This window comes from Rhodanobacter fulvus Jip2, assembly GCF_000264315.1.
Lineage (GTDB): Bacteria > Pseudomonadota > Gammaproteobacteria > Xanthomonadales > Rhodanobacteraceae > Rhodanobacter > Rhodanobacter fulvus.
In genome coordinates, this window is sequence record NZ_AJXU01000072.1 from 24,673 (window position 1) to 43,625 (window position 18,953).

Annotated in this window: 18 protein-coding genes; 5 read left to right on the forward strand and 13 right to left on the reverse strand. The window is 66.6% G+C overall.

The annotated features are described in order from the left end of the window. Position 1: 1 nt before the first annotated feature. The 6 genes from UU9_RS15165 to UU9_RS15190 all read right to left on the reverse strand — a co-directional run bounded on the left by UU9_RS15165 (position 2) and on the right by UU9_RS15190 (position 8,811). Positions 2 to 721: a peptidylprolyl isomerase gene (locus UU9_RS15165; protein WP_040671194.1), complete on the reverse strand. Its 720-nt coding sequence runs from the start codon at positions 719 to 721 to the stop codon at positions 2 to 4. 391 nt (positions 722 to 1,112) lie between these two features. Next, positions 1,113 to 2,573, reverse strand: a complete 1,461-nt coding sequence (locus UU9_RS15170; RefSeq protein WP_193385317.1) for a Ppx/GppA phosphatase family protein — start codon at positions 2,571 to 2,573, stop codon at positions 1,113 to 1,115. A 124-nt stretch (positions 2,574 to 2,697) separates the two neighbouring features. Beyond that, the gene (gene ppk1 / locus UU9_RS15175) at positions 2,698 to 4,809 is read right to left on the reverse strand and encodes a polyphosphate kinase 1 (protein WP_040671177.1); all 2,112 of its coding nucleotides are present in this window, start codon (positions 4,807 to 4,809) and stop codon (positions 2,698 to 2,700) included. A gap of 70 nt (positions 4,810 to 4,879) precedes the next feature. Continuing rightward, complete coding sequence (gene phoR / locus UU9_RS15180) at positions 4,880 to 6,112, reverse strand: phosphate regulon sensor histidine kinase PhoR (RefSeq protein WP_007082657.1); 1,233 nt, start codon at positions 6,110 to 6,112, stop codon at positions 4,880 to 4,882. Positions 6,113 to 6,151: 39 nt separating this feature from the next. Beyond that, complete coding sequence (gene phoB / locus UU9_RS15185; protein WP_007082658.1) at positions 6,152 to 6,841, reverse strand: phosphate regulon transcriptional regulator PhoB; 690 nt, start codon at positions 6,839 to 6,841, stop codon at positions 6,152 to 6,154. Between the two features lie 335 nt (positions 6,842 to 7,176). After that, complete coding sequence (locus UU9_RS15190) at positions 7,177 to 8,811, reverse strand: M48 family metalloprotease (RefSeq protein WP_007082659.1); 1,635 nt, start codon at positions 8,809 to 8,811, stop codon at positions 7,177 to 7,179. A gap of 139 nt (positions 8,812 to 8,950) precedes the next feature. Here UU9_RS15190 and grxC point away from each other — a divergent pair, with 139 nt between their 5' ends. From grxC to UU9_RS15205, 3 genes are all read left to right on the forward strand, one after another. Beyond that, a complete protein-coding gene (gene grxC, locus UU9_RS15195) occupies positions 8,951 to 9,214 on the forward strand; it encodes a glutaredoxin 3 (protein WP_007082660.1) in 264 nt (87 codons plus the stop codon). A gap of 41 nt (positions 9,215 to 9,255) precedes the next feature. Next, entirely contained in the window at positions 9,256 to 9,597 is a 342-nt protein-coding gene (locus UU9_RS15200) for a carboxymuconolactone decarboxylase family protein (RefSeq protein ID WP_237710303.1), read from the forward strand. A 152-nt stretch (positions 9,598 to 9,749) separates the two neighbouring features. Then, complete coding sequence (locus UU9_RS15205; protein WP_007082662.1) at positions 9,750 to 10,763, forward strand: isocitrate dehydrogenase; 1,014 nt, start codon at positions 9,750 to 9,752, stop codon at positions 10,761 to 10,763. Between the two features lie 71 nt (positions 10,764 to 10,834). On the opposite strand, the gene UU9_RS15210 is transcribed toward UU9_RS15205, so the two are convergent. The 7 genes from UU9_RS15210 to UU9_RS15240 form a co-directional block, all read right to left on the reverse strand. Next, on the reverse strand, positions 10,835 to 11,776 hold the full coding sequence (locus tag UU9_RS15210) for an NAD-dependent epimerase/dehydratase family protein (protein WP_007082663.1): 942 nt from the start codon (positions 11,774 to 11,776) through the stop codon (positions 10,835 to 10,837). 252 nt (positions 11,777 to 12,028) lie between these two features. Beyond that, positions 12,029 to 12,484, reverse strand: a complete 456-nt coding sequence (locus UU9_RS15215) for a carboxymuconolactone decarboxylase family protein (RefSeq protein WP_007082664.1) — start codon at positions 12,482 to 12,484, stop codon at positions 12,029 to 12,031. A gap of 37 nt (positions 12,485 to 12,521) precedes the next feature. Beyond that, complete coding sequence (sigJ, locus tag UU9_RS15220; protein WP_040671198.1) at positions 12,522 to 13,424, reverse strand: RNA polymerase sigma factor SigJ; 903 nt, start codon at positions 13,422 to 13,424, stop codon at positions 12,522 to 12,524. A gap of 89 nt (positions 13,425 to 13,513) precedes the next feature. Continuing rightward, complete coding sequence (locus UU9_RS15225) at positions 13,514 to 14,467, reverse strand: aspartyl/asparaginyl beta-hydroxylase domain-containing protein (RefSeq protein ID WP_040671180.1); 954 nt, start codon at positions 14,465 to 14,467, stop codon at positions 13,514 to 13,516. A 182-nt stretch (positions 14,468 to 14,649) separates the two neighbouring features. Then, positions 14,650 to 16,029, reverse strand: coding sequence for a PhoH family protein (locus UU9_RS15230; protein ID WP_007082667.1), 1,380 nt, complete (start codon positions 16,027 to 16,029; stop codon positions 14,650 to 14,652). A 103-nt stretch (positions 16,030 to 16,132) separates the two neighbouring features. Continuing rightward, on the reverse strand, positions 16,133 to 16,594 hold the full coding sequence (locus UU9_RS15235; protein WP_007082668.1) for a peroxiredoxin: 462 nt from the start codon (positions 16,592 to 16,594) through the stop codon (positions 16,133 to 16,135). A gap of 96 nt (positions 16,595 to 16,690) precedes the next feature. Next, positions 16,691 to 17,257 carry a glycine cleavage system transcriptional repressor gene (locus tag UU9_RS15240; protein WP_007082669.1) on the reverse strand — a complete coding sequence of 189 codons (567 nt, stop codon included), beginning with the start codon at positions 17,255 to 17,257 and terminating at the stop codon, positions 16,691 to 16,693. Between the two features lie 113 nt (positions 17,258 to 17,370). On the opposite strand from UU9_RS15240, the gene dapA reads away from it, so the two are divergent. Both dapA and UU9_RS15250 read left to right on the forward strand, forming a co-directional pair. Next, positions 17,371 to 18,264: a 4-hydroxy-tetrahydrodipicolinate synthase gene (gene dapA / locus UU9_RS15245; protein WP_040671181.1), complete on the forward strand. Its 894-nt coding sequence runs from the start codon at positions 17,371 to 17,373 to the stop codon at positions 18,262 to 18,264. A gap of 48 nt (positions 18,265 to 18,312) precedes the next feature. Continuing rightward, positions 18,313 to 18,894, forward strand: a complete 582-nt coding sequence (locus UU9_RS15250; RefSeq protein WP_007082671.1) for a hypothetical protein — start codon at positions 18,313 to 18,315, stop codon at positions 18,892 to 18,894. Positions 18,895 to 18,953 lie beyond the last annotated feature (59 nt).

An 18,953-nucleotide genomic window follows, 5' to 3' on the forward strand; every position in this document is an offset into this window, starting at 1 on the left:
ATCAGTCCCTGGCCGGCTTGGCGGATTTCCTGCCTTTGCCGGCCGCCGATTTTGCAGGTGCCGCCTCGGCCGGCGCGGCGCTGCTGGCAGAAGCCGGCAGCTCCTCGCCGATCACGTGGGCGTTCTCGATCACCACCAGCGGATTGGGCACGTCGCCGGCGAACGGACCCAGCGCGCGGCTGGGCAGGGCGGCGATCTTGTCGACCACGTCCATGCCCTTGATGACCTTGCCGAACACGGCATAGCCCCAGGTCAGGCCGCTCTGGCTGCCCACGAAATCCAGCCGGCGGTTGTCGACCAGGTTGAAGAAGAACTGTGCGGTGCCGGAGTTGGGATCGGCGCCACGCGCCACCGCCACCGTGCCGCGCAGATTGGACAGGCCGTTGTCCGCCTCGCTGGCCACCGCCGGCCGCGTGCGCTTGGGCTGCAGGTCGCGGGTATACAGGCCGCCTTGCACCAGATAACCGGGGATCGCCCGGTGCAGCAGGGTGCCGTTGTAGAAACCGTCGCGCACATACTGCAGGAAGTTGGCCACGCTTTTCGGCGCCTTGTCCGGGTACAGCTCCAGCGTGATGTCGCCCTGGGATGTTTTCAGCAGCACCTGCGGGGGCGGCGCGGCAGCGGTCGTGGCCGCTTCGGTGGAGGCTGCGGGCTTGGCCGTTTGTGCCTGCGACGACAGCGGCACGATCAGGAAAAGGGCGGCGAGAACGGTCTTGAACATGGGCATCAACGCTTTGGGACGTGCCGGCCATGATACGCGGCAGACTTGGCTGAAGGCACGTGGGCAGGTTGCGTGGGTCGGGGAGAAGGTCAAAAGCGCACCCCTCCCCAGCCCTCCCCTGCAAGCAGGGGAGGGAGCGCGAGCTTTGGCCCCTCCCCCTGCGTGCAGGGGGAGGTTGGGAGGGGGTTGTCCGGGCTGGCCGGGAAGATCAAAAGCGGACCCCACCCCAGCTCTCCCCTCGATGCAGGGGAGGGAGCGGAGGTGCGCAGGCCTTGGCCCCTCCCCCTGCGTGCAGGGGGAGGTTGGGAGGGGGTTGTCCGGGCTGGCCGGGAAGATCAAAAGCGGACCCCACCCCAGCCCTCCCCTGCGATGCAGGGAAGGGAGCCAAGTGTCAGCAGCGGGTGATTTCGAGGGTGAGGCCGAGTTCCGTCATCGGCGCCTGCTCGTGCTGCAGGTCGGCTTCGCTCAGCGGGTGCTGATCGAGCCAGCTGGCGGGAAGTGCCAGTCGCAGGCGTTGGCGCGTGGCGGTCAGGCGCATCGGCGGTAGCGACTCGGCGCGGCGGGCGCGGCGGAACAGCACGGCCAGTCGCAGCAACGCCGTGATATGACGTGCCAGTTGCCGGTAGCGCTGTGGCAGCGCGGAGACCACGCTCTTGTCCGGTTTGCGCCGGTGCAGTTCGATCACCGCGGCCAGCAGTTGCTGCTCCTGCCGCGAGAAACCGGCGAGGTCGGCATGACGCAGGATGTAGGCGCCGTGATGGTGGTGCTGGCTGTGCGCGATGGCCAGGCCGATCTCGTGCACGCGCGCGGCCCAGGACAACCATTCGCGCGCGTCGGCGGCCAGTTTCCAGGGCTTGGCCGCCTGGTCGAACAGGTTGAGCGCGGTCGCTTCCACGCGCCGCGACTGTGCGCGGTCGACGCCATAGCGGGCGGCCAGGGCGTCGATGCTGGCGGTGCGCGGATCGTCGCCGCCGGCGCGGCCCAGCAGATCCCACAGCACGCCTTCGCGCATCGAGCTTTCGCAGACCTGCAGGCGCTCGATGCCCAACGCGGCGAACGCGGCCTCGAACACCACCAGTCCGCCGGCGATCACCGGTACGCGCTCCTCGACCAGCCCGGGCAGCTTGATCGCATTGATGTTGCCCTGTTCCAGCAGCACGTCGCGCAGCGAAGCCAGCGCCGCGGGGGTGATGCCGTCGTCGGAGAATTTCATCGCCTGCACCACCGCGCCGATCGACTTGGCGGTGCCCGACGAACCGAACGCGTCGCGCCAGCCCGATTCACGGAAGTCCTCGGCAAACTGTTGCAGCAGCACGCCGATGTCGCTGGTGGCGCGCTGCCAGCGCTTGCGGGTGAGCTTGCCGCCGGGGAAGAAACGCAACGTGGAGGCGATGCAGCCGGCCTGCACGCTCTCGGTATGCAGTGGCGCCAGGCCGCGGCCGATGATGAACTCGGTGCTGCCGCCGCCCACGTCGATCACCAGCCGCGGTTCGCGCGAGGCGGGCAGATCGTGCGCGGCGCCGAGGAAGATCAAGCGGCCTTCCTCGCGGCCGGACACGATCTCGATCGGGTGGCCCAGCGCCGCCTCGGCCGCGGTCAGGAACACCTGCGGCGACGCCAGCCGGCGCACGGTGTTGGTGGCTACCGCGCGCACCCGCAGGGCCGGAAGCCCGGCGATGCGCTGGCCGAAACGGGCCAGGCAGGCCAGCGCGCGGGTGCGGTGGGCGGCGTCGAGCGAACCGTCCGCACGCAGGCCGGCGGCCATGCGCACGGTGTCGCGCAGGCGGTCGATCACGCGCGGTTCGCCGTGTTCGACCCGAGCCACCACCATGTGGAAACTGTTGGAACCCATGTCCACCGAGGCGATCAGCTCGCCGTCGCGAATGGGGATTTGTTCCGCCGGGCTCAAGCGCGTACTCCGTGGGGGGCCGGACGCGCATTCTCGCACGCGGATGGCGCAGTGCAGCAATGACCGCTCATGCGCAGAACCGCTGCAGCAGGGCGCGCTGGGCGCTGTACGGCGGATCGTCGCCGGGTTCGGCGCGGACGTAGTGGCCGTCGCTGTCGAGCAGCCAGGCCTGGGTGTTGTCGGCCAATCCGTTGGCCAGCGTCTCCTCGAACACGCGGGCGGCCAGTTGCGGGTCGAGGATGGGGAAGGCGATCTCGATGCGGCGCATCAGGTTGCGCTCCATCCAGTCGGCACTGGCGCAATACAGGTCGGGATCGCCGTTGTTGGCGAACCAGTACACGCGGCTGTGCTCCAGGAAACGCCCCACGATGGAGCGCACCCGGATGCGTTCGGAAATGCCGGGCAGCCCCGGCCGCAGGGTGCAGGCGCCGCGCACGATCAGGTCGATCTCCACGCCGGCCTGCGAGGCGCGGTACAGCGCGCCGATCACCCGCGCATCGTTCAGCGCGTTGAGCTTGGCCACGATGCGGGCGGGGCGGCCGGCGCGGGCGTGCTCGGTTTCGCGGGCGATCTTCGCCACCACGCTGGGGTACAGCGTGAAGGGCGAATGCAGCAACCGTTTCAGCTCGATCACCGGGCCCAGACCCGACAGTTGCTGGAACACCTTGTGCAGGTCCTCGCCGATTTCCGGGTTGGCGGTCATCAGGCCGATGTCGGTGTACACGCGGCTGTTGCCCTGGTGGTAGTTGCCGGTGGACAGGTGCGCGTAGCGGCGCAGGACCTCACCCTCGCGGCGCACGATCAACAGCATCTTGGCGTGCGTCTTGTAGCCCACCACGCCGTAGACCACCTGCACGCCGGCCTCCTGCAGCCGCGTGGCCAGGTGGATATTGGCGGCCTCGTCGAAACGCGCACGCAGCTCGATCACCACGGTCACGTCCTTGCCGTGACGCGCCGCCTCCACCAGCAGGTCGACCAGCGGGGTGTCCTCGCCGGCGCGGTACAGCGTCTGCTTGATGGCCAGTACCTGCGGGTCGACCGACGCCTGGCGCAGCAGGTCGATCACCGCGCCGAAGCTCTGGTACGGGTGGTGCAGCAGCACGTCGCGCTGCGCGATCAGGTCGAACTTGTTGTGGCTGGCGTCCAGCGCGGGCGGCAACTGCGACACGAAGTGCGGAAACTTCAGCTCCGGCCGGTCCACCCACTCGTAGATCATGCCCGCGCGGATGATGTTGACCGGCCCGTCGCAACGGTAGACGTCCGCTTCCTCCAGCTGGAAATTCCGGGTCAGCATGGCGGTGATCGATTTCGGACAATCGTCGGCGACTTCCAGCCGCGCCGGCCGCGCATAGCCGCGGCCGATCAGCTCTTCGCTCAACGCCAGCGCCAGGTTCTCGATCTCCGCCTCTTCCACCATCAGCTCGCTGTTGCGGGTGACGCGGAACTGGTACGAGCCCACCACCTTGAAGCCCGGAAACATCAGGTCGACAAACGCCTGCAGCAACTCGGCCAGGAACACGAAGTGGTCGCCCTCGCCGCATACCTCGTCGGGCAGGCGGATGATCCGCGGCAGCGAGCGCGGCGCCCGCACCAACGCCATGTGACCTTCATGACCGAACGCGTCGCGCCCCTTCAGTACCACCGCGATATTCAGTGTCTTGTTGAGGATGCGCGGAAACGGGTGCGACGGGTCCAGCCCCAGCGGCGACAGCACCGGCAGCACCTCGTGCTCGAAATAGCCTTGCAGCCAGCGGCGCTGGCGCGGCTCCCACTGCTGGCGGGTGAGGATGTGGATGCGCTCCGCGTCGAGCTGCGGGCTGAGTTGCTCCTGCCAGGTGGCGTATTGCAGTGCCACCAGGTCCAGTACCCGGCTGCGGATGCGCGACAGCAATTCGCCCGACAGCAATCCATCCGGCCCTGGCGCGGCCGAGCCGTAGGCGTGGTGGTGCTTGAGCATCGCCACGCGCACTTCGAAGAATTCGTCCAGGTTGCTGGCCACGATGCTGAGGTAGCGCAGCCGTTCCAGCAGCGGCACAGTGGCGTCGCGCGCCATCGCCAATACCCGGAAGTTGAATTCCAGCGCGGCCAGCTCGCGGCTGAAAAACAGCTCGGGGGCGGACAGATCCACGTCGGCGGGAACAGGGGAAGTTTGATCGGGCATACGTGCATTCTGGCCCATGTACCGGCCCGGTACATCCGGGCGGCGAATTACGCTTGCGCGGGCTTCCGCACAGACGCGCCGCGGGACATCAGGCGTGCTCGGGCGGCAACAGGCGGGCGCGTCCGAAATGGCAGACGAAGGTGGAGCCGACGCCGGGCGTGCTGTCTATCTGCAATCGCGCCTGGTGCAGGTTCAACACGTGCTTGACGATGGACAGGCCCAGGCCGGTGCCGCCGCTTTCGCGTGAGCGGCTGGAGGACACCCGGTAGAAACGTTCGGTGAGGCGCGCCAGGTGTGCGGCGGGAATGCCGAAGCCGGTGTCACTGACCGAATAAAGTGCGCCCTCGGGCGTGCGCTGCCAGCGGATCGTGATGCTGCCACCCGTCGGCGTGTAGCGCACCGCGTTGCTGACCAGGTTGGACAACGCGCTGTGCAGGTCGCGTGGCGAACCGAGCAGGTCCATCGCCGCGGTGGATTCCAGCGCGATCTGGTGCCGCCCCTGGCTCAGCGCCAGCGCCTCCTTGTGCACGATCGCCAGCAGCGCGGCCATCGGCACCCGTTCGTCGGTGACTTCATGCTGGGTTTCCAGCCGTGACAGGGTGAGCAGGTCCTCCACGATCTGGCCCATGCGCCGGGATTGCGAGCGCATCTCGGTCAGCACCGGCGCCAGTTCGGGCACATCCTCCGGATCGAGCAGTTCGAGATAGCCGTGGATGACCGTCAGCGGTGTGCGCAATTCGTGCGACACGTTGGCCACGAAATCGCGGCGGATCTGTTCGAGCCGGCTGATGTGGCTGACGTCGCGCGCCAGCAGTAGTTGCTGCCGATCGCCAAACGGCAGCAGGTCGATGCTGAGCTGACTTTCGGGTTGGCCGGGGGCGGTGGCTTCGTACGGCAGTCCGCCCGCGTCCGGATCCAGGCATGCGGCCAGCTCGGTGCCGGCCATGCGCTCGGGCCAGCGCACGGCGCGGTCGCTCGGCCGATGCAGGCCCAGCAGCGTTTCCGCGGCGCGGTTGAACCAGCGTATGCGCTGATCGTTGTCCAGTATCACCACCGCGTCGGGCCACTGGCGGGCGGTGGCGTGCAGGTCGCGCAGATGGCTGGCCAGCAGGCGCGACTTGCGCGGCGCGGATGCGTCGACGGTGGCTGTCGCCTGTGTCGAGCGACGGATGTGGATCAGCAACACCAGGATTTCGGCGATCGCGACCAGGGCGATGCCGGCCATGACGCGCCCGCCCGCCAGCCAGCCGACCAGTGCGCCCGCAACAAGGCCGGCGAGGAGCAAGGCAGGCAACTGCCAGAGCGGTTTCGTGGAAGGCATCGGGCGTTTCAGTCCGGTGGTGCGGAAGAATGCAATGCGTCAGGCGCGGGTGGAGAAACGATAGCCGCTGCCACGCACGGTCTGCACCAGGTCGTCGAGCTTCCACGGTTCCAGCGTCTTGCGCAGGCGGCGGATGTGCACGTCGACCGTGCGCTCCTCCACGTAGACGCTGCCGCCCCACACGTGATCCAGCAGCTGCGCGCGCGAGTAGACGCGCTCGGCGTGGGTCATGAAGAAATGCAGCAGGCGGTATTCGGTGGGCCCGATGGGTACCGGGTCGTCTCCGGCAAACACGCGGTGGGCCGGGCCATCGATGCGCAAGCCGCCGCTTTCCAGCATGCCGTCGCCGTCATCGCCCTGGCTGCGGCGCAGGACCGCCTTGATGCGCGCGATCAGCTCGCGGGTGGAAAACGGCTTGACCACGTAGTCGTCCACGCCGGCTTCCAGCCCGTTGACGCGATCCACTTCCTCGCCACGCGCGGTGAGCATGATGATCGGGATCTCGCGGCTCAACTCTTCCTTGCGCCAGCGTCGCGCCAGCTCCAGTCCGCTGGTTCCCGGCAGCATCCAGTCCAACAGGATCAGGTCGGGCACCCGTTCGGCGATGGCCAGTTGCGCCTCGCGCGCATCGCCGGCCATGGCCGGGTCCATGCCGGCCTTGCGCAGGGCGAACGCCACCATGTCACGAATGGATGCTTCATCTTCGACGATGAGAATACGTTTGTGCACGGTTCTGCCGTTGGCTTGTGACGGGGATATTTCAAGCGATGAATGTTACGTGGGGATGACAGCAGGCGCGTGAATGTTGCGGTTGGCCGCCATCGCCACACCTCTGCGCCCGAGGGCACCGTAATCCCCTCTCCCCTGCGGGGAGAGGGCAGGGAGAGGGGGAACACGCCGCGGGAAACCTGCAACAAGCTGTCCATTCTGCCGAAAAGCCGCGTCACCAATCTTTCCCGCAAGCACCGGCCCCCTCTCCCCAACCCTCTCCCCGCAGGGGAGAGGGGATTACGGTGCCTTCGGGCTTCTGCGTGTATCGACTCGCTCTTGAGAACGCTGCCAGGCTACCGGTCGCCGTCTGGCCGATCCTGGGTCTGGATCTTGCGCTTGTGCAGTTCCAGCACCAGTGGCGTGAGTTCGGCGATGCGGGCCTGGATGCGGACGCGGGCGTAGTAGTCCAGGTCGTCGCGCTTGAGCAGGCGCTTGAGTTGTTCCATCGCGTCGAAGGGGCGACCCGAGTAGTAGCTGGCGTCCGCGAAGGCTTCGCCCGCGCGCTCGGTGTCGCCGGCTTTCTCACTGGCGCGGGCGTAGGCGGTGTAGAGCTGCGGTTCGACCGCATTGCTCAGCAGGGGGCGCAACAGTTCCGCGGCGGTCGCCGCCTGTGCGGGCGCGCCGCCGGTGGTGAGTGCCTGGGCGTAGGCCAGCGCCACCGCGCGATTGCGCGGCGAGTGCAGGTTGAGCTTTTCATAGATGGCCAGCGCGGCGGCGCGCTGGCCGGCCTGCAAGCGGGCATCCGCCATCGCCAGTTGCAGGATGAGGTTGTCCGGCTGCTTTTCGATCAGCGGCTGCAACTGTGCGATGGCCTGCGTGCCATCGCCACTGCGGGTGAGCGCCAGTGCGTAGCCATAGCGCGTGGCGAGCGTGTCGAAGCCGTGCTTGTCGAAGCTGGAGCGGTAGCGCAGTGCTTCCTTGGAGGCGTCGCCGGTCAGCACGCGCAGGCGTTCGCGCATCAGCGCATACGTCTCGCCACGCTGCTGTGCCGACGGGCTGAACAAGGTGGTGACATCGTGCACGAACGGGATCGGCGCGGTGGTGCTTTCCCACTGGCTCTTGACCAGGGTGCTGCCGCCCGGACGCAGCTTTTGCGCGGCGATCAGGCCACCAGCGCGCGACTTGGCGTCGCTGATGCGGGCGGAGGTCACCGGGTGATCCTGCAGCATGCTGGGCGTATTGCCCATGCCGCCTGCGTTGGCGCTGAGCACGTCCTGCATGTGCGAGAAGAAACCGGCCATGCCGCGCGGGTCGAAACCCGCATTGGCCAGGGTCTGGATGCCGGTGCGGTCGGCCTCGATCTCGTCCTTGCGGGTGAAGTTGATCGAACGTTGCGCGATCAGCCCCTGGCCGCCGGCCAGCACCGCCATCGGCGCGTCGCCGGTATTGTTGGCAGCGCCCGCGGCGAGTGCGCCCAGCAACACCAGCGCCATCAGGGGAGCATCCTTGCGTGACGCCTCGAATGCCCGTTCCAGATGGTTCTGCGTGATGTGGCCGATCTCGTGCGCGATGACGCCGGCCAGTTCGCTTTCGTTGCGGGTGATCGCCACCAGGCCAGCGTTCACCGCCACATAGCCGCCCGGCGCCGCGAAGGCGTTGATCTCCGGGTCCTTCACCACGAAGAACGAAAAATGCTCGTCCGGCTTGGCGCTGGCGGCAACCAGCCGGAAGCCCAGGTCGTTGATGTAATCGTCCACCAGCGGGTCGTCGACCACCATATCCAGCGCCCGCATCTGACGCAGCATGGAGGCGCCGTAAGCCTGCGCTTCCTGCTTCGAAATCAGTGCATTCGCCGAACTGCCCAGATCCGGCAGGCGAACGTTGTCCTGCGCCATCGCCACCGGCGCGAGCAAACCCGTGCCGCACAGCAGGGCGCGGGTCAGGGCGGACAGGAGGCGCGGCGCGCGGCGGTGTGCTGGCATGGTCATGAGGGGGCGACAATATCATTCAGACCACCCATTGAGGGCGCGGTTCGCACCGCGCGGCTACCCTGTACATGCTTGATTTGGCTTCCGCGCGGACGCATGTGTGGGCTGAATCATTTTGACCGTCCCCCGGAGCGCCGTAATGCCGAAGATCGAGATCTACTCCACCGCCGTCTGCCCGTACTGCGTGGGCGCCAAGAACCTGCTCAAGTCGAAAGGGCTGGAGTGGCAGGAAGTGCGCATCGACACCGACCCGGTGCAGCGCGATGCAATGCTCCAGCGCAGCGGCGGACGCCGCACCGTGCCGCAGATCTTCATCAACGATCAGCACGTGGGCGGCTTCGACGACCTGGTCGCCGCCGACCGCAGCGGCAAGCTGGCGCAACTGCTAGGTGACGCCGCGTGAGCGACGATCGACTGGCCGAGTTCACCGCCTTCCGCCAGCGCATGAACGAGCGCATCCTGGCCGAGGACAACCAGGTCGTGCGGCGCTTCTTCGCGCTGGACACGCAAACCTACAAGGCCGGCGCGCTGGACGTGAAAACCAAGGAGATGCTGGGCCTGGTCGCGTCGCTGGTGCTGCGTTGCGATGACTGCATCAGCTACCACGTGGCCCAGTGCAAGGAAGCCGGTGTCGAGCGCGATGCGTTTTTCGAGGTGTTCAGCGTGGGTCTCGTGGTGGGCGGGTCGATCGTGATCCCGCACCTGCGCCGAGCCGTCGATTTGCTCGATCAACTGGAGCAGGGCAGCGCCGACACGGGCACCGCGGGTTGCGCCGACCACGCCTGACCCTGCGGGATCATGCAACGCTGCGTGCGAGTATTTTCAAGGCGCTGCGCCTGCTTCGCGCTGGTGGCGGCCACTCCTATCAGCGATAATTGATGGGTTTCGCGCGACGTTCGGTCCGGATGTCGCGTATCCCCATTCCAAGGAGTTTCCCCATGAGCAACACAATCGCGGTGATCCCGGGCGACGGTATCGGTCCCGAGATCATGACCGCCACCTTGCGCGTGCTCGACGCGCTGGACTGCGGCCTGAAGTACGAGTTTGTCGACGCCGGCATGGTGGCGCTGGACAAGCACGGTGACCTGCTGCCCAAGGCCACGCTGGACAAGATCGCCGAGCACAAGGTCGCCCTGAAGGGCCCGCTGACCACGCCGATCGGCGGTGGCTTCACCTCGGTCAATGTCACCTTGCGCCGCCACTTCGACCTGTACGCGAACGTGCGCCCGGCGGTGAGCTTTCCCGGCACCAAGTCGCGCTACGAGAACATCGACATCATCACCGTGCGCGAGAACACCGAGGGCGCGTATCGCTCCGAGGGGCAGACGCTGTCCGAGGATGGCGAGATCGCCGAGTCGGTGGCGCGCAACACGCGCAAGGGCAGCAGCCGCATCGTGCGCTACGCGTTCGAGCTGGCGGTGAAGAAGGGCCGCAAGAAGATCACCGCGGTGCACAAGGCGAACATCCTGAAGACCAGTTCGGGCCTGTTCCTCAACGTGGCGCGCGAGATCGCGAAGGAATATCCGCAGATCGAGTTCAACGAGATGATCGTGGACAACACCTGCATGCAGCTGGTGATGCGCCCCGAGCAGTTCGACGTGATCGTCACCACCAACCTGTTCGGCGACATCCTCTCCGACCTGTGCGCCGGTCTGGTCGGCGGCCTGGGCCTGGCGCCGGGCGACAACATCGGCGAGCACGCGGCGATCTTCGAAGCGGTGCACGGCTCGGCGCCGGACATCGCCGGCAAGGGCATTGCCAATCCGTGCGCGCTGCTGCTGGCCGCCGCTGACATGCTCGACTACCTGGACATGGTGGCCAAGGGCGACAGGCTGCGCCAGGCGATCCGCGACACCATGACGAACGACCGCGACAGCGTCACCCCGGACCTGGGCGGCAAGGGCAGCACCGACAGCTTCGCCGATGCGATCGCCAGCCGCGTGAAGATCTGATCGTTACACCGGAGTTGAACACGACGGCCGCGGCATCGTCCGCGGCCGTTTAGTTTACGGCTTGGCAGCCGTCAACCGAGCCCGTCGGCAAAGCCGCGCCGCCACGTGGGATAGGCCGGCTGCCAGCCGAGTTCGCGCTTCGCCTTGGCGTTCGAGCCGCCACGGATCCTCGTCATCATGGACACGCCGCCCTCGCCGATCGCGAACCTGGCCAGCCACGCAGGCACCTTGTGCGGCGGCTTTGCGCCCACGGCATCCGCCAGCATCGGCAGCCACGTGGCCACGGGGGCGGGCTCGTCGTCGACGATGTTGTAGATGCCCGGGCGGCCGCGCGAGATGGCGGCGACGGTCGCGCGGGCCGCATCGCCGACATGGATGAAAGACCAGATGCCGGCGCCGTCGCCGACGATCGGAATCTTCCGTTTGCGCACGAGCGCGACCGTCGAACCCTGCGACGAGATACCCGTGCCCGGTCCGTAGAGGAAGCCATAGCGCAGGGCGATCGCCTCGAGATCACGCGCCTCTTGCACCGCGCTCTCGAGATGCCGCAATGCCGCCAATGTCTCGCTGAAGGCTGCCGGCGGATTCGGGTCGAGCGAATCCTCTTCGGTCTTGACCGGCCCGCCCTCACGGGCGAATGGCCAGCCGCAAAAGCTCTGTGCGATGAACCGGCGCGTTCCCGCCCTGCGTGCCGCCGCCAGCATCACGTCCGTGGCCTCGGTGCGGAAGCGGTTGGTCAAGGCGAAATCCCGGTCGAATTTCCTGAGGTCGAGCGCCGCGGGGATAGCGGTCAGCTGGTGGATGATCACCTCCGGCCGGGTGTCGAGGATGGCCTTCGTCAACTCTTCCTTGTTCAGCGCATCGGCGAGGACGACCTGTGCACCGAGCGCCCTGAACGGCGCGGCCTTGCGCGCGCTTCGGCCGAGCACGATCACCTGGTGTCCACTGTCGATCAACAGCGGCACCAGGCTTTTGCCGATGGCGCCGGTGCCGCCGGCGACGAATATCTTCATTGGCCGACCTCCGTTGTGCATGACAGGCGCGACGGCGTGGAGTTCAGCCGTATGCCTGGCAGGTTTCATCGCTCGTTGCAAAAGAGACGAAGTGAACCCGATGGCCAGGCGGATGCGGTGAACAGGAGGTTTCGATGACGAAGCGATGGGGCCTCGACGCACGGATCGCGGCGTTGCCCATCCTTGGGCTACCGCTGCAGCGTAGCGCTCAACCGGAAGGTATTCCCCGTCCCGGTCCGCGTTGGCGGCGGATCAATGCGCGCCGGGCTTGTAGTGGCCGGGCTCCGCGCGCGAGGGGATGGCGATGCGGTTCCAGCTGTTGATCAGGATGACCGCCATGTTGAGGTCGATCAGCTGGTTTTCGTCGAACTCGGCGCGGACTTGTTCGTAGACCTCGTCGGGCACGCCTTGGACCGGGTCGAGCCGGGTCACCGCTTCGCACCAGGCCAGCGCGGCGCGCTCGCGCGGGGTGTAGAACGGCGCCTCGCGCCAGGCCTGCAGCACGTACAGGCGCTGCTCGGTTTCGCCGGCGGCGCGGGCGTCCTTGCTGTGCATGTCCAGGCAATAGGCGCAGCCGTTGAGCTGCGACGCGCGCATCTGCACCAGCTCGATCAGGCTCTGTTCGAGGCCGGAGCCCCTGACGTAGTCGACCAGGGCGAGCAGGGGCTTGATGGCTTCGGGGCGCTTGTAGGTATTGAAACGGGGCACGGGGATTTCCTCTGTGGGCGCGGCCGGGAGTGGCCGTTCAATGCAAGGACGCGGCAGCCGCCGCTTTCGTGACAACCGCCAGCCGCGCCAGCTTGCCGGGATGGCGCAGCGCATGGATCGCAGTGATGCGTTCGCCGTCGGTGTCGATCCAGCTGGCGGAAATCAGCGCGCCGGCCTGCCAGCTCAGCAGGGCCGGCAAGCCGTTGAGCTGGCGGATCTCATGGTGCACATCGTGGCCTTGCTGCTGCAGCCCAATCTGCAGGTACAACCGCGACAGCCGCTCGGCCCCGTGCAGCGGACGCAGCGTGGCCCGCGCCAGGCCGCCGCCGTCGGAAACGTGCATTGCATCCTCGGCGAACAACGCGCGCAGCGTGGCTGCATCGGGCCGCTGCAAGGCCTGCATGAAGCGCTCCATCAGGCGTTGCTGGGTTACGGGGCTGGTGGCCGGTTGACGTGGCCGATCCTGGCGCAGGCGCAGCTTCGCCCGATGCACGCGCTGGCGGCAGGCGTCTTCGCTGATGTCCAGCATGGCCGCGGTTTCCGCATGGCTGTAGTCGAACACTTCGTGCAGCAGGAATGCCGCCCGCTCGTCTGCGCTGAGGCGTTCCAGCAGCAACAGGAAGGTGAGGGTGAGGCTTTCGGCGCGTTCCAGTTGCGCCTCCGGCTGCTCGGATTCGGCGATCGCCGGCTCGGGCAGCCACGGCCCGGGATAATGTGCGCGTTCGGTCTTGGCACGACGCAGGCGATCGAGCGCGATGCGCGTGGTCACGGTGACCAGCCAGGCCTCGGGATCGTCCAGCGCATCGGCATCCTGCGCGTGCCAGCGCAACCAGGCGTCGTGCAGCACATCCTCGGCATCGCCGGGCGCGCCCAGCATGCGATAGGCCAGCCCGAACAGGCGCGAGCGGTGTTGCTGGAACAGGGCGGTATGCGGATCCACGGCGTTCTCCACGGCGATATCCGGCAAGGACGCGCGAGCGCGGTGCGATGTGACCGCTCAGGGCGCCATGGATGAAGACCCGCCGGTCGTCAGCCGAAAAACGGCCACGGCGCCAGGAAGATCAGCCACATCAGGATCAGGATCCCAACGTACTTGGCCGCCTTGTATACCTTGCGATGGCGGCGCTTGAACTCGGCCTTCCAGCGATGGCTGGCGCCCTTGCGCTGGCTGAGTGCGTACAGGCGATTCACGAAACCGGTTTTATCGGTTCCCGCGTCGCTGTTGGGCGAGGCCGTTATCTTGCCCATGAACGCACCGACGCGATGGTTGATCGAACTCATCCAGCGCGTGCGCAGCGGGCGTTCGACATCGGCGAACAGGATGACCCGGGTCTGGTCGGTCTTGTTTTCCACCCAGTGCACGAAGGTCTCGTCGAACACCACGTCCTTGCCGTCGCCCCAGGCGTGTTCCTCGCCATCGACGAAGATGCGGCAGTCGCGCGAGTTCGGCGTGATCAGGCCCAGGTGATAGCGCAGCGAGCCGGCGAACGGGTCGCGGTGCGGGTTGAGTTTGCTGTTGGGCGCCAGCGTGGCGAACATCGCCGCCTTGATGCCGGGGATGGCATTGAGCAGTTCCACCGTCTTCGGGCACAGCGCCTGGGCCGAGGCCAGCGGCTCGCCGTACCACTTCAGGTAGAAACGCTTCCAGCCCTGCTTGATGAAGCTGTTGAAGCTGGCGTCGTTGTTGGCCGTGGTGCCACGGATATGGCCGGCGTCGGTGAGGTGCAGCGCCTCGTCGCGAATCGTCTGCCAGTTGGCCTGCAGCAGATCCAGCTCCGGAAAGCCGCGGCGGTCCAGGATGGGTTTTGCCGGCACCGCCGAGAACGCGTACATCAGCAGGTTGTACGGCGCGAAGATCGCCGAATGGTCGACCAGCTGGCGATCGAAGCGCAGCCGCACGCGCCCGCGCAGATGCACCAGCAGCACGCACAGCGCAAAGAAAACGAAGATGGCGAGCAGGATGAGACGGGGCGTAAGAATCATGGCGACGCGAGCAGCCGTGGCAGGGATTTCGGAGCCTGCCATTCTACGCGCTTGCCGCGCTCCGGCTCGGCCGCCGCCCGATTCCCCGCGCGGCATTCAGCCGCGCGAGGATGTTCCGCTCACCGACAAGACGCCGGTTTCGAGCTCTTGCGAATCCCCAATCCCGAATCCCCAATCCCGGCTTACAGCGTCTCCGCCGCGAAATCCGCCAGCCGTGAACGCTCGCCACGACGCAGCGTGATGTGCGCCGAATGTTCCCATTGCTTGAAGCGGTCCACCGCGTAGGTGAGGCCGGAGGTGGTTTCGGTGAGGTAGGGCGTGTCGATCTGCTCGACGTTGCCCAGGCAGACGATCTTGGTGCCGGGGCCGGCGCGGGTGATCAGGGTTTTCATTTGCTTCGGCGTGAGGTTCTGCGCCTCGTCGATGATCAGGTAGCGCGACAGGAAGGTGCGCCCGCGCATGAAGTTCAGCGAGCGGATCTTGATGCGCGAGGCCAGCAGGTCGTTGGTGGCCTGGCGGCCCCAGCTGCCGCCATCTTCCGGGTTGGCCAGCACTTCCAGGTTGTCGGTCAGCGCGCCCATCCATGGCGTCATCTTTTCCTCCTCGGTGCCGGGCAGGAAACCGATGTCTTCGCCCACGGAAACGGTGGCACGGGTCATGATGATTTCGCGGTAGCGCTGCTGATCCATTACCTGGGCCAGTCCGGCGGCCAGTGCCAGCAGCGTCTTGCCGGTGCCGGCGTTGCCCAGCAGGGTGACGAAATCGATATCCGGATCCATCAGCGCGTTGAGCGCGAAATTCTGCTCGCGATTGCGTGCGCCGATACCCCACACGTGATGATTGGCATGCGAGTGGTCATCCAGCAGCACCAGCGTGGCGGTGTCGTCGCCGACTTCCAGCACGCGCAACTCGATGCCGCCTTCGCCCGGCATGTACAGGCATTCGTTGGGATACCACTCCTCGCTTTCGTGGCGATCGAGGCGGTAGTAGGTGCGCCCGCGTTCGGTCCACGATTCCACTTCCGGATGCTGCTCCCAGAAGTCTTCCGGCAACGCGTCCACGCCGTTGTAGAGCAGCGAGAAATCGTCCAGCGCGCGGTCGTTCTCGTAATCCTCCGCGGTGATGCCCTGGATGCTGGCCTTGATCCGCAGGTTGATGTCCTTGGTCACCAGGATCACGGTGCGGTCGGGATGCTGCTCGTGCAGTTCGATCACCGCGGCCAGGATCTGGTTGTCGGCCTTGCCGTGGCCGTTGCTGACGCGCTGCTGGAAATACAGCCGGCCCACGGCCGATCCGCGCTTCAGCTTGATGCCGGCGGGGTTGGTCAGCTCCAGCCCATCGGCCAAGTCGTGCTGTTTGCCGCGCTCGATCAGCTCATTGAGGAAGCGGCTGACCTGGCGGCCATTGCGTGAGACTTCCGACGCGCCCTTCTTTTTCTCGTCCAGTTCCTCCAGCACGGTCATCGGGATGAAGACGTCGTGTTCCTCGAAATGGAACAGCGAGGTCGGGTCATGCAGCAGAACGTTGGTGTCCAGAGCGTAGATGCGCTTGCTTCCGGTCATGCGGAAGAATCCTCGCGGGTGGTGGGAGAGGGATCGCGATGCTGCGGTCGCGGGCGGAGAGGCGTGGCGTGCCACACCGGAAAAAACGATGCGGGGTGCGCGCTCACGCGGCGGGAATGGCGTCGAGCACTTCCTGCGCGTGGCCGGCGACTTTCACCTTGCGCCATTCCCGTGACAGTTTGCCGTCGGGATCGATCAGGAACGTGCTGCGCACCACGCCCATGTGGCGCTTGCCGTACAACACCTTCTCGTGGATCACGTCGAACGCCTTGCACCAGGTTTCGTCGGGGTCGGATACAAGCGGGAAGGGCAGCGCCTGCTTCTCCGCAAACCGGGCGTGCGAGGCGACGGCATCACGCGAGACGCCGACGATCCGCGCGCCGCGCTGGCGGAATTGCGGGTAGAGGTCGCGGAAATCCTGTGCCTCGGTGGTGCAGCCGGGGGTGCTGTCCCTGGGGTAGAAGTAGAGGACGACCCACTGACCCTTGAGGCTGGCCAGTTTCAGTGGCTCGCCGGTGCCGGTGGGCCCGGTGAGCGGTGGGACTTTCTTGCCGATTTCGGGCATGGACGCTCCATCGCGGCGGAGGCCGCATGGCCCAAGACTAGCGCTTGCCGCACGGCGGATGACAGACCTTGCCAGCGTCGATGGATCGCGCGATCCTCAGAATTTCACCGGGTCCATGATCGCGTCCAGATTCAGCCCGTCGCACAGTTCGAGAAAGTCGTCGCGCAGCGCGGCGATGTGGATTTCCGAAGGGATGCCGATGGTGAACTGGGCCTGGAACATTTCAGCGCCGGTCTGCATGGCCTGGTAATGGGTGGAGTTCAGCTGCTCCACGCTGATCTCGTGCTGGCTGAAGAATTCCACGATGCGCGCCACGATGCCGGGGCGGTCGGCGGCCACCACTTCGACCAGATACGGCAACAGATGCGAGCTGTTTTCGCGCGGCCGGGTGCGGTAGTGCACCAGCCGCAGGCTTTCGTCGCGGGCCAGCTTGGTCAGCGCCGATTCCAGCTTGGCCAGCGCATCCCAGGCGCCGGTGGCAAGCAGCATCAGCGAGATTTCCGTGCCGATCGTGGCGACCCGCGCCTCGGCCAGGTTGCAGCCGGCATCGGCGATGCGTCGTGCCAGCGTCAGCAGGGGCGATTGCAGTGCCGGCGTGAGTACCTGGATCAGCAGTTGCTCGTCGGCGCCCGCGCGGACGGAGGAAGCGGAAGAAGATTTCAAGAGGTTTGCCCGTGGGAAGTCCGCATGATGCGGAATGACTCCGTTCGAGCTTACTTGCCCGTCCGGCGAGCCCGCAAGTAACATAGACGGCTGATTGCCGGGCGGGACGTGTCTTGAACATTCGTGGAAGCATCTGTGCATTGGTCACCCCGTTTGCCGCCGATGGCGGGCTCGATCTGCCGGCCTTCGGCCGCCTGCTCGACTATCAACTCGAGGGTGGCACGCAGGGCGTGGTGGTGGCCGGTTCCACCGGCGAAGCGCACATGCTGGAACCCGAAGAGTTCGACCGCCTGCTGACGTTCGCCGTTCGCCATGTGAACGGCCGGGTGCCGGTGATCGCCGGCACCGGCGAGGCGGGCACGGCCAAGACGGTGGAAGCCACGCGGCGCGCGCAGGCGCTTGGCGCCGATGCGGCGCTGGTGGTGGTGCCTTACTACGTGCGTCCGACCCAGGAAGGCATGCGTCGTCATTTCCTGGAAGTGGCCGACCACGGCGGCCTGCCGCTGCTGCTGTACAACGTGTCGATCCGTACCGCCTGCGACATGCTGCCGGAAACCGTCGCCCGTCTACGCGACCATCCGGCGATCATCGGCATCAAGGAAGCCCGCGGCGATGCCGAACGCATTCGCGCGCTTGCGGAACTTGCGGGCGAGAATTTCGTCTACCTGTCCGGTGATGACGCCACCGCCACCGACGCCATGCTCGCCGGGGCGAACGGTACCGTCTCGGTGGTGGCCAACCTGGTGCCCAAGGCGTTCCGCGCACTTTGCGACGCGGCGGTCAGCGGCGACAGGGAGGCGGCGGCGCGTTGCCTCGCGGCGTTGGAGCCGTTGTTGAAGGCGCTCAATTGCGCGCCGAATCCGATCGCGGTGAAGGCGGGGCTGCCCGAGCTGGGGCTTGGTCTGGCGTTGCCGCGGTTGCCGCTTGTTGAATTGAATGAAGGCCCGGAACGTGTCCGACTGCGCCAAGCACTGTCCAGTCTGGCATCCTTGGCCACTGCTGCCTGAAGCGCTGCGGCGTTGCGGCGGCCCGATCCTTCCACGGAATCCCATTACATGAAGAAAACCTCGCTCCTCGTCACCGTGCCCGCGCTTGCCCTCTGCGGTTTGCTGCTTGCCGGTTGCGGCATGTTCCGCTCGCACAAGGCATGGGAGACCGCCGTGCAGGAGTCGCCGCTGGAGATTCCGCCGGGTCTGGATACGCCCTCGGCCACGGCAGCGCTGAACATTCCGCCGCCCGGTGCCAACCAGCCGACCTCCAATGGTGCCAGGGCCTCCGTCGGCCCCAGCGCCGGCGAGATTTCCGACGGCTTCATCACGTCCGGCCCGATCGACACGGTCTATCAGCGGGTCGGGCAGGTGCTGCAGGACGGCAAGGTGGGCAAGGTGCTCAGCCACGATGATGCCGCGCACAGCTATACGGTTGCCGTTGCCGGTGCCGCGAAGAAGCGGGGCTTCTTCGGCCGCATGTTCCACCGCGAAAAACGCAGCGATGCCACCGCATCGGGCGGCGCGGCGCAGCAGGTCGTGGTAACCGTTGGTGACAGCGGTACCTACGGCAGCGAAGTACGCGCCAAGGGTGGCGTCAACGCCGTGGGCAAGGTCATCGATTCGCTGAAAGCGGAGCTGACGAACTAAGTCCGGCCAGGCGCCAAAAAAAAGCCGCCCTCGGGCGGCTTTTTTGTGGATGAGGTTTG

Excerpts from the sequence above, each read along its gene's own strand:
- UU9_RS15165 (WP_040671194.1), bottom strand. The coding sequence starts at position 721 with ATGTTCAAGACCGTTCTCGCCGCCCTTTTCCTGATCGTGCCGCTGTCG.
- UU9_RS15170 (WP_193385317.1), bottom strand. The coding sequence starts at position 2,573 with ATGGGTTCCAACAGTTTCCACATGGTGGTGGCTCGGGTCGAACACGGC.
- ppk1 (WP_040671177.1), bottom strand. The coding sequence starts at position 4,809 with ATGGGCCAGAATGCACGTATGCCCGATCAAACTTCCCCTGTTCCCGCC.
- phoR (WP_007082657.1), bottom strand. The coding sequence starts at position 6,112 with ATGCCTTCCACGAAACCGCTCTGGCAGTTGCCTGCCTTGCTCCTCGCC.
- UU9_RS15190 (WP_007082659.1), bottom strand. The coding sequence starts at position 8,811 with ATGACCATGCCAGCACACCGCCGCGCGCCGCGCCTCCTGTCCGCCCTG.
- grxC (WP_007082660.1), top strand. The coding sequence starts at position 8,951 with ATGCCGAAGATCGAGATCTACTCCACCGCCGTCTGCCCGTACTGCGTG.
- UU9_RS15200 (WP_237710303.1), top strand. The coding sequence starts at position 9,256 with ATGAACGAGCGCATCCTGGCCGAGGACAACCAGGTCGTGCGGCGCTTC.
- UU9_RS15205 (WP_007082662.1), top strand. The coding sequence starts at position 9,750 with ATGAGCAACACAATCGCGGTGATCCCGGGCGACGGTATCGGTCCCGAG.
- UU9_RS15210 (WP_007082663.1), bottom strand. The coding sequence starts at position 11,776 with ATGAAGATATTCGTCGCCGGCGGCACCGGCGCCATCGGCAAAAGCCTG.
- UU9_RS15225 (WP_040671180.1), bottom strand. The coding sequence starts at position 14,467 with ATGATTCTTACGCCCCGTCTCATCCTGCTCGCCATCTTCGTTTTCTTT.
- UU9_RS15230 (WP_007082667.1), bottom strand. The coding sequence starts at position 16,029 with ATGACCGGAAGCAAGCGCATCTACGCTCTGGACACCAACGTTCTGCTG.
- UU9_RS15235 (WP_007082668.1), bottom strand. The coding sequence starts at position 16,594 with ATGCCCGAAATCGGCAAGAAAGTCCCACCGCTCACCGGGCCCACCGGC.
- UU9_RS15250 (WP_007082671.1), top strand. The coding sequence starts at position 18,313 with ATGAAGAAAACCTCGCTCCTCGTCACCGTGCCCGCGCTTGCCCTCTGC.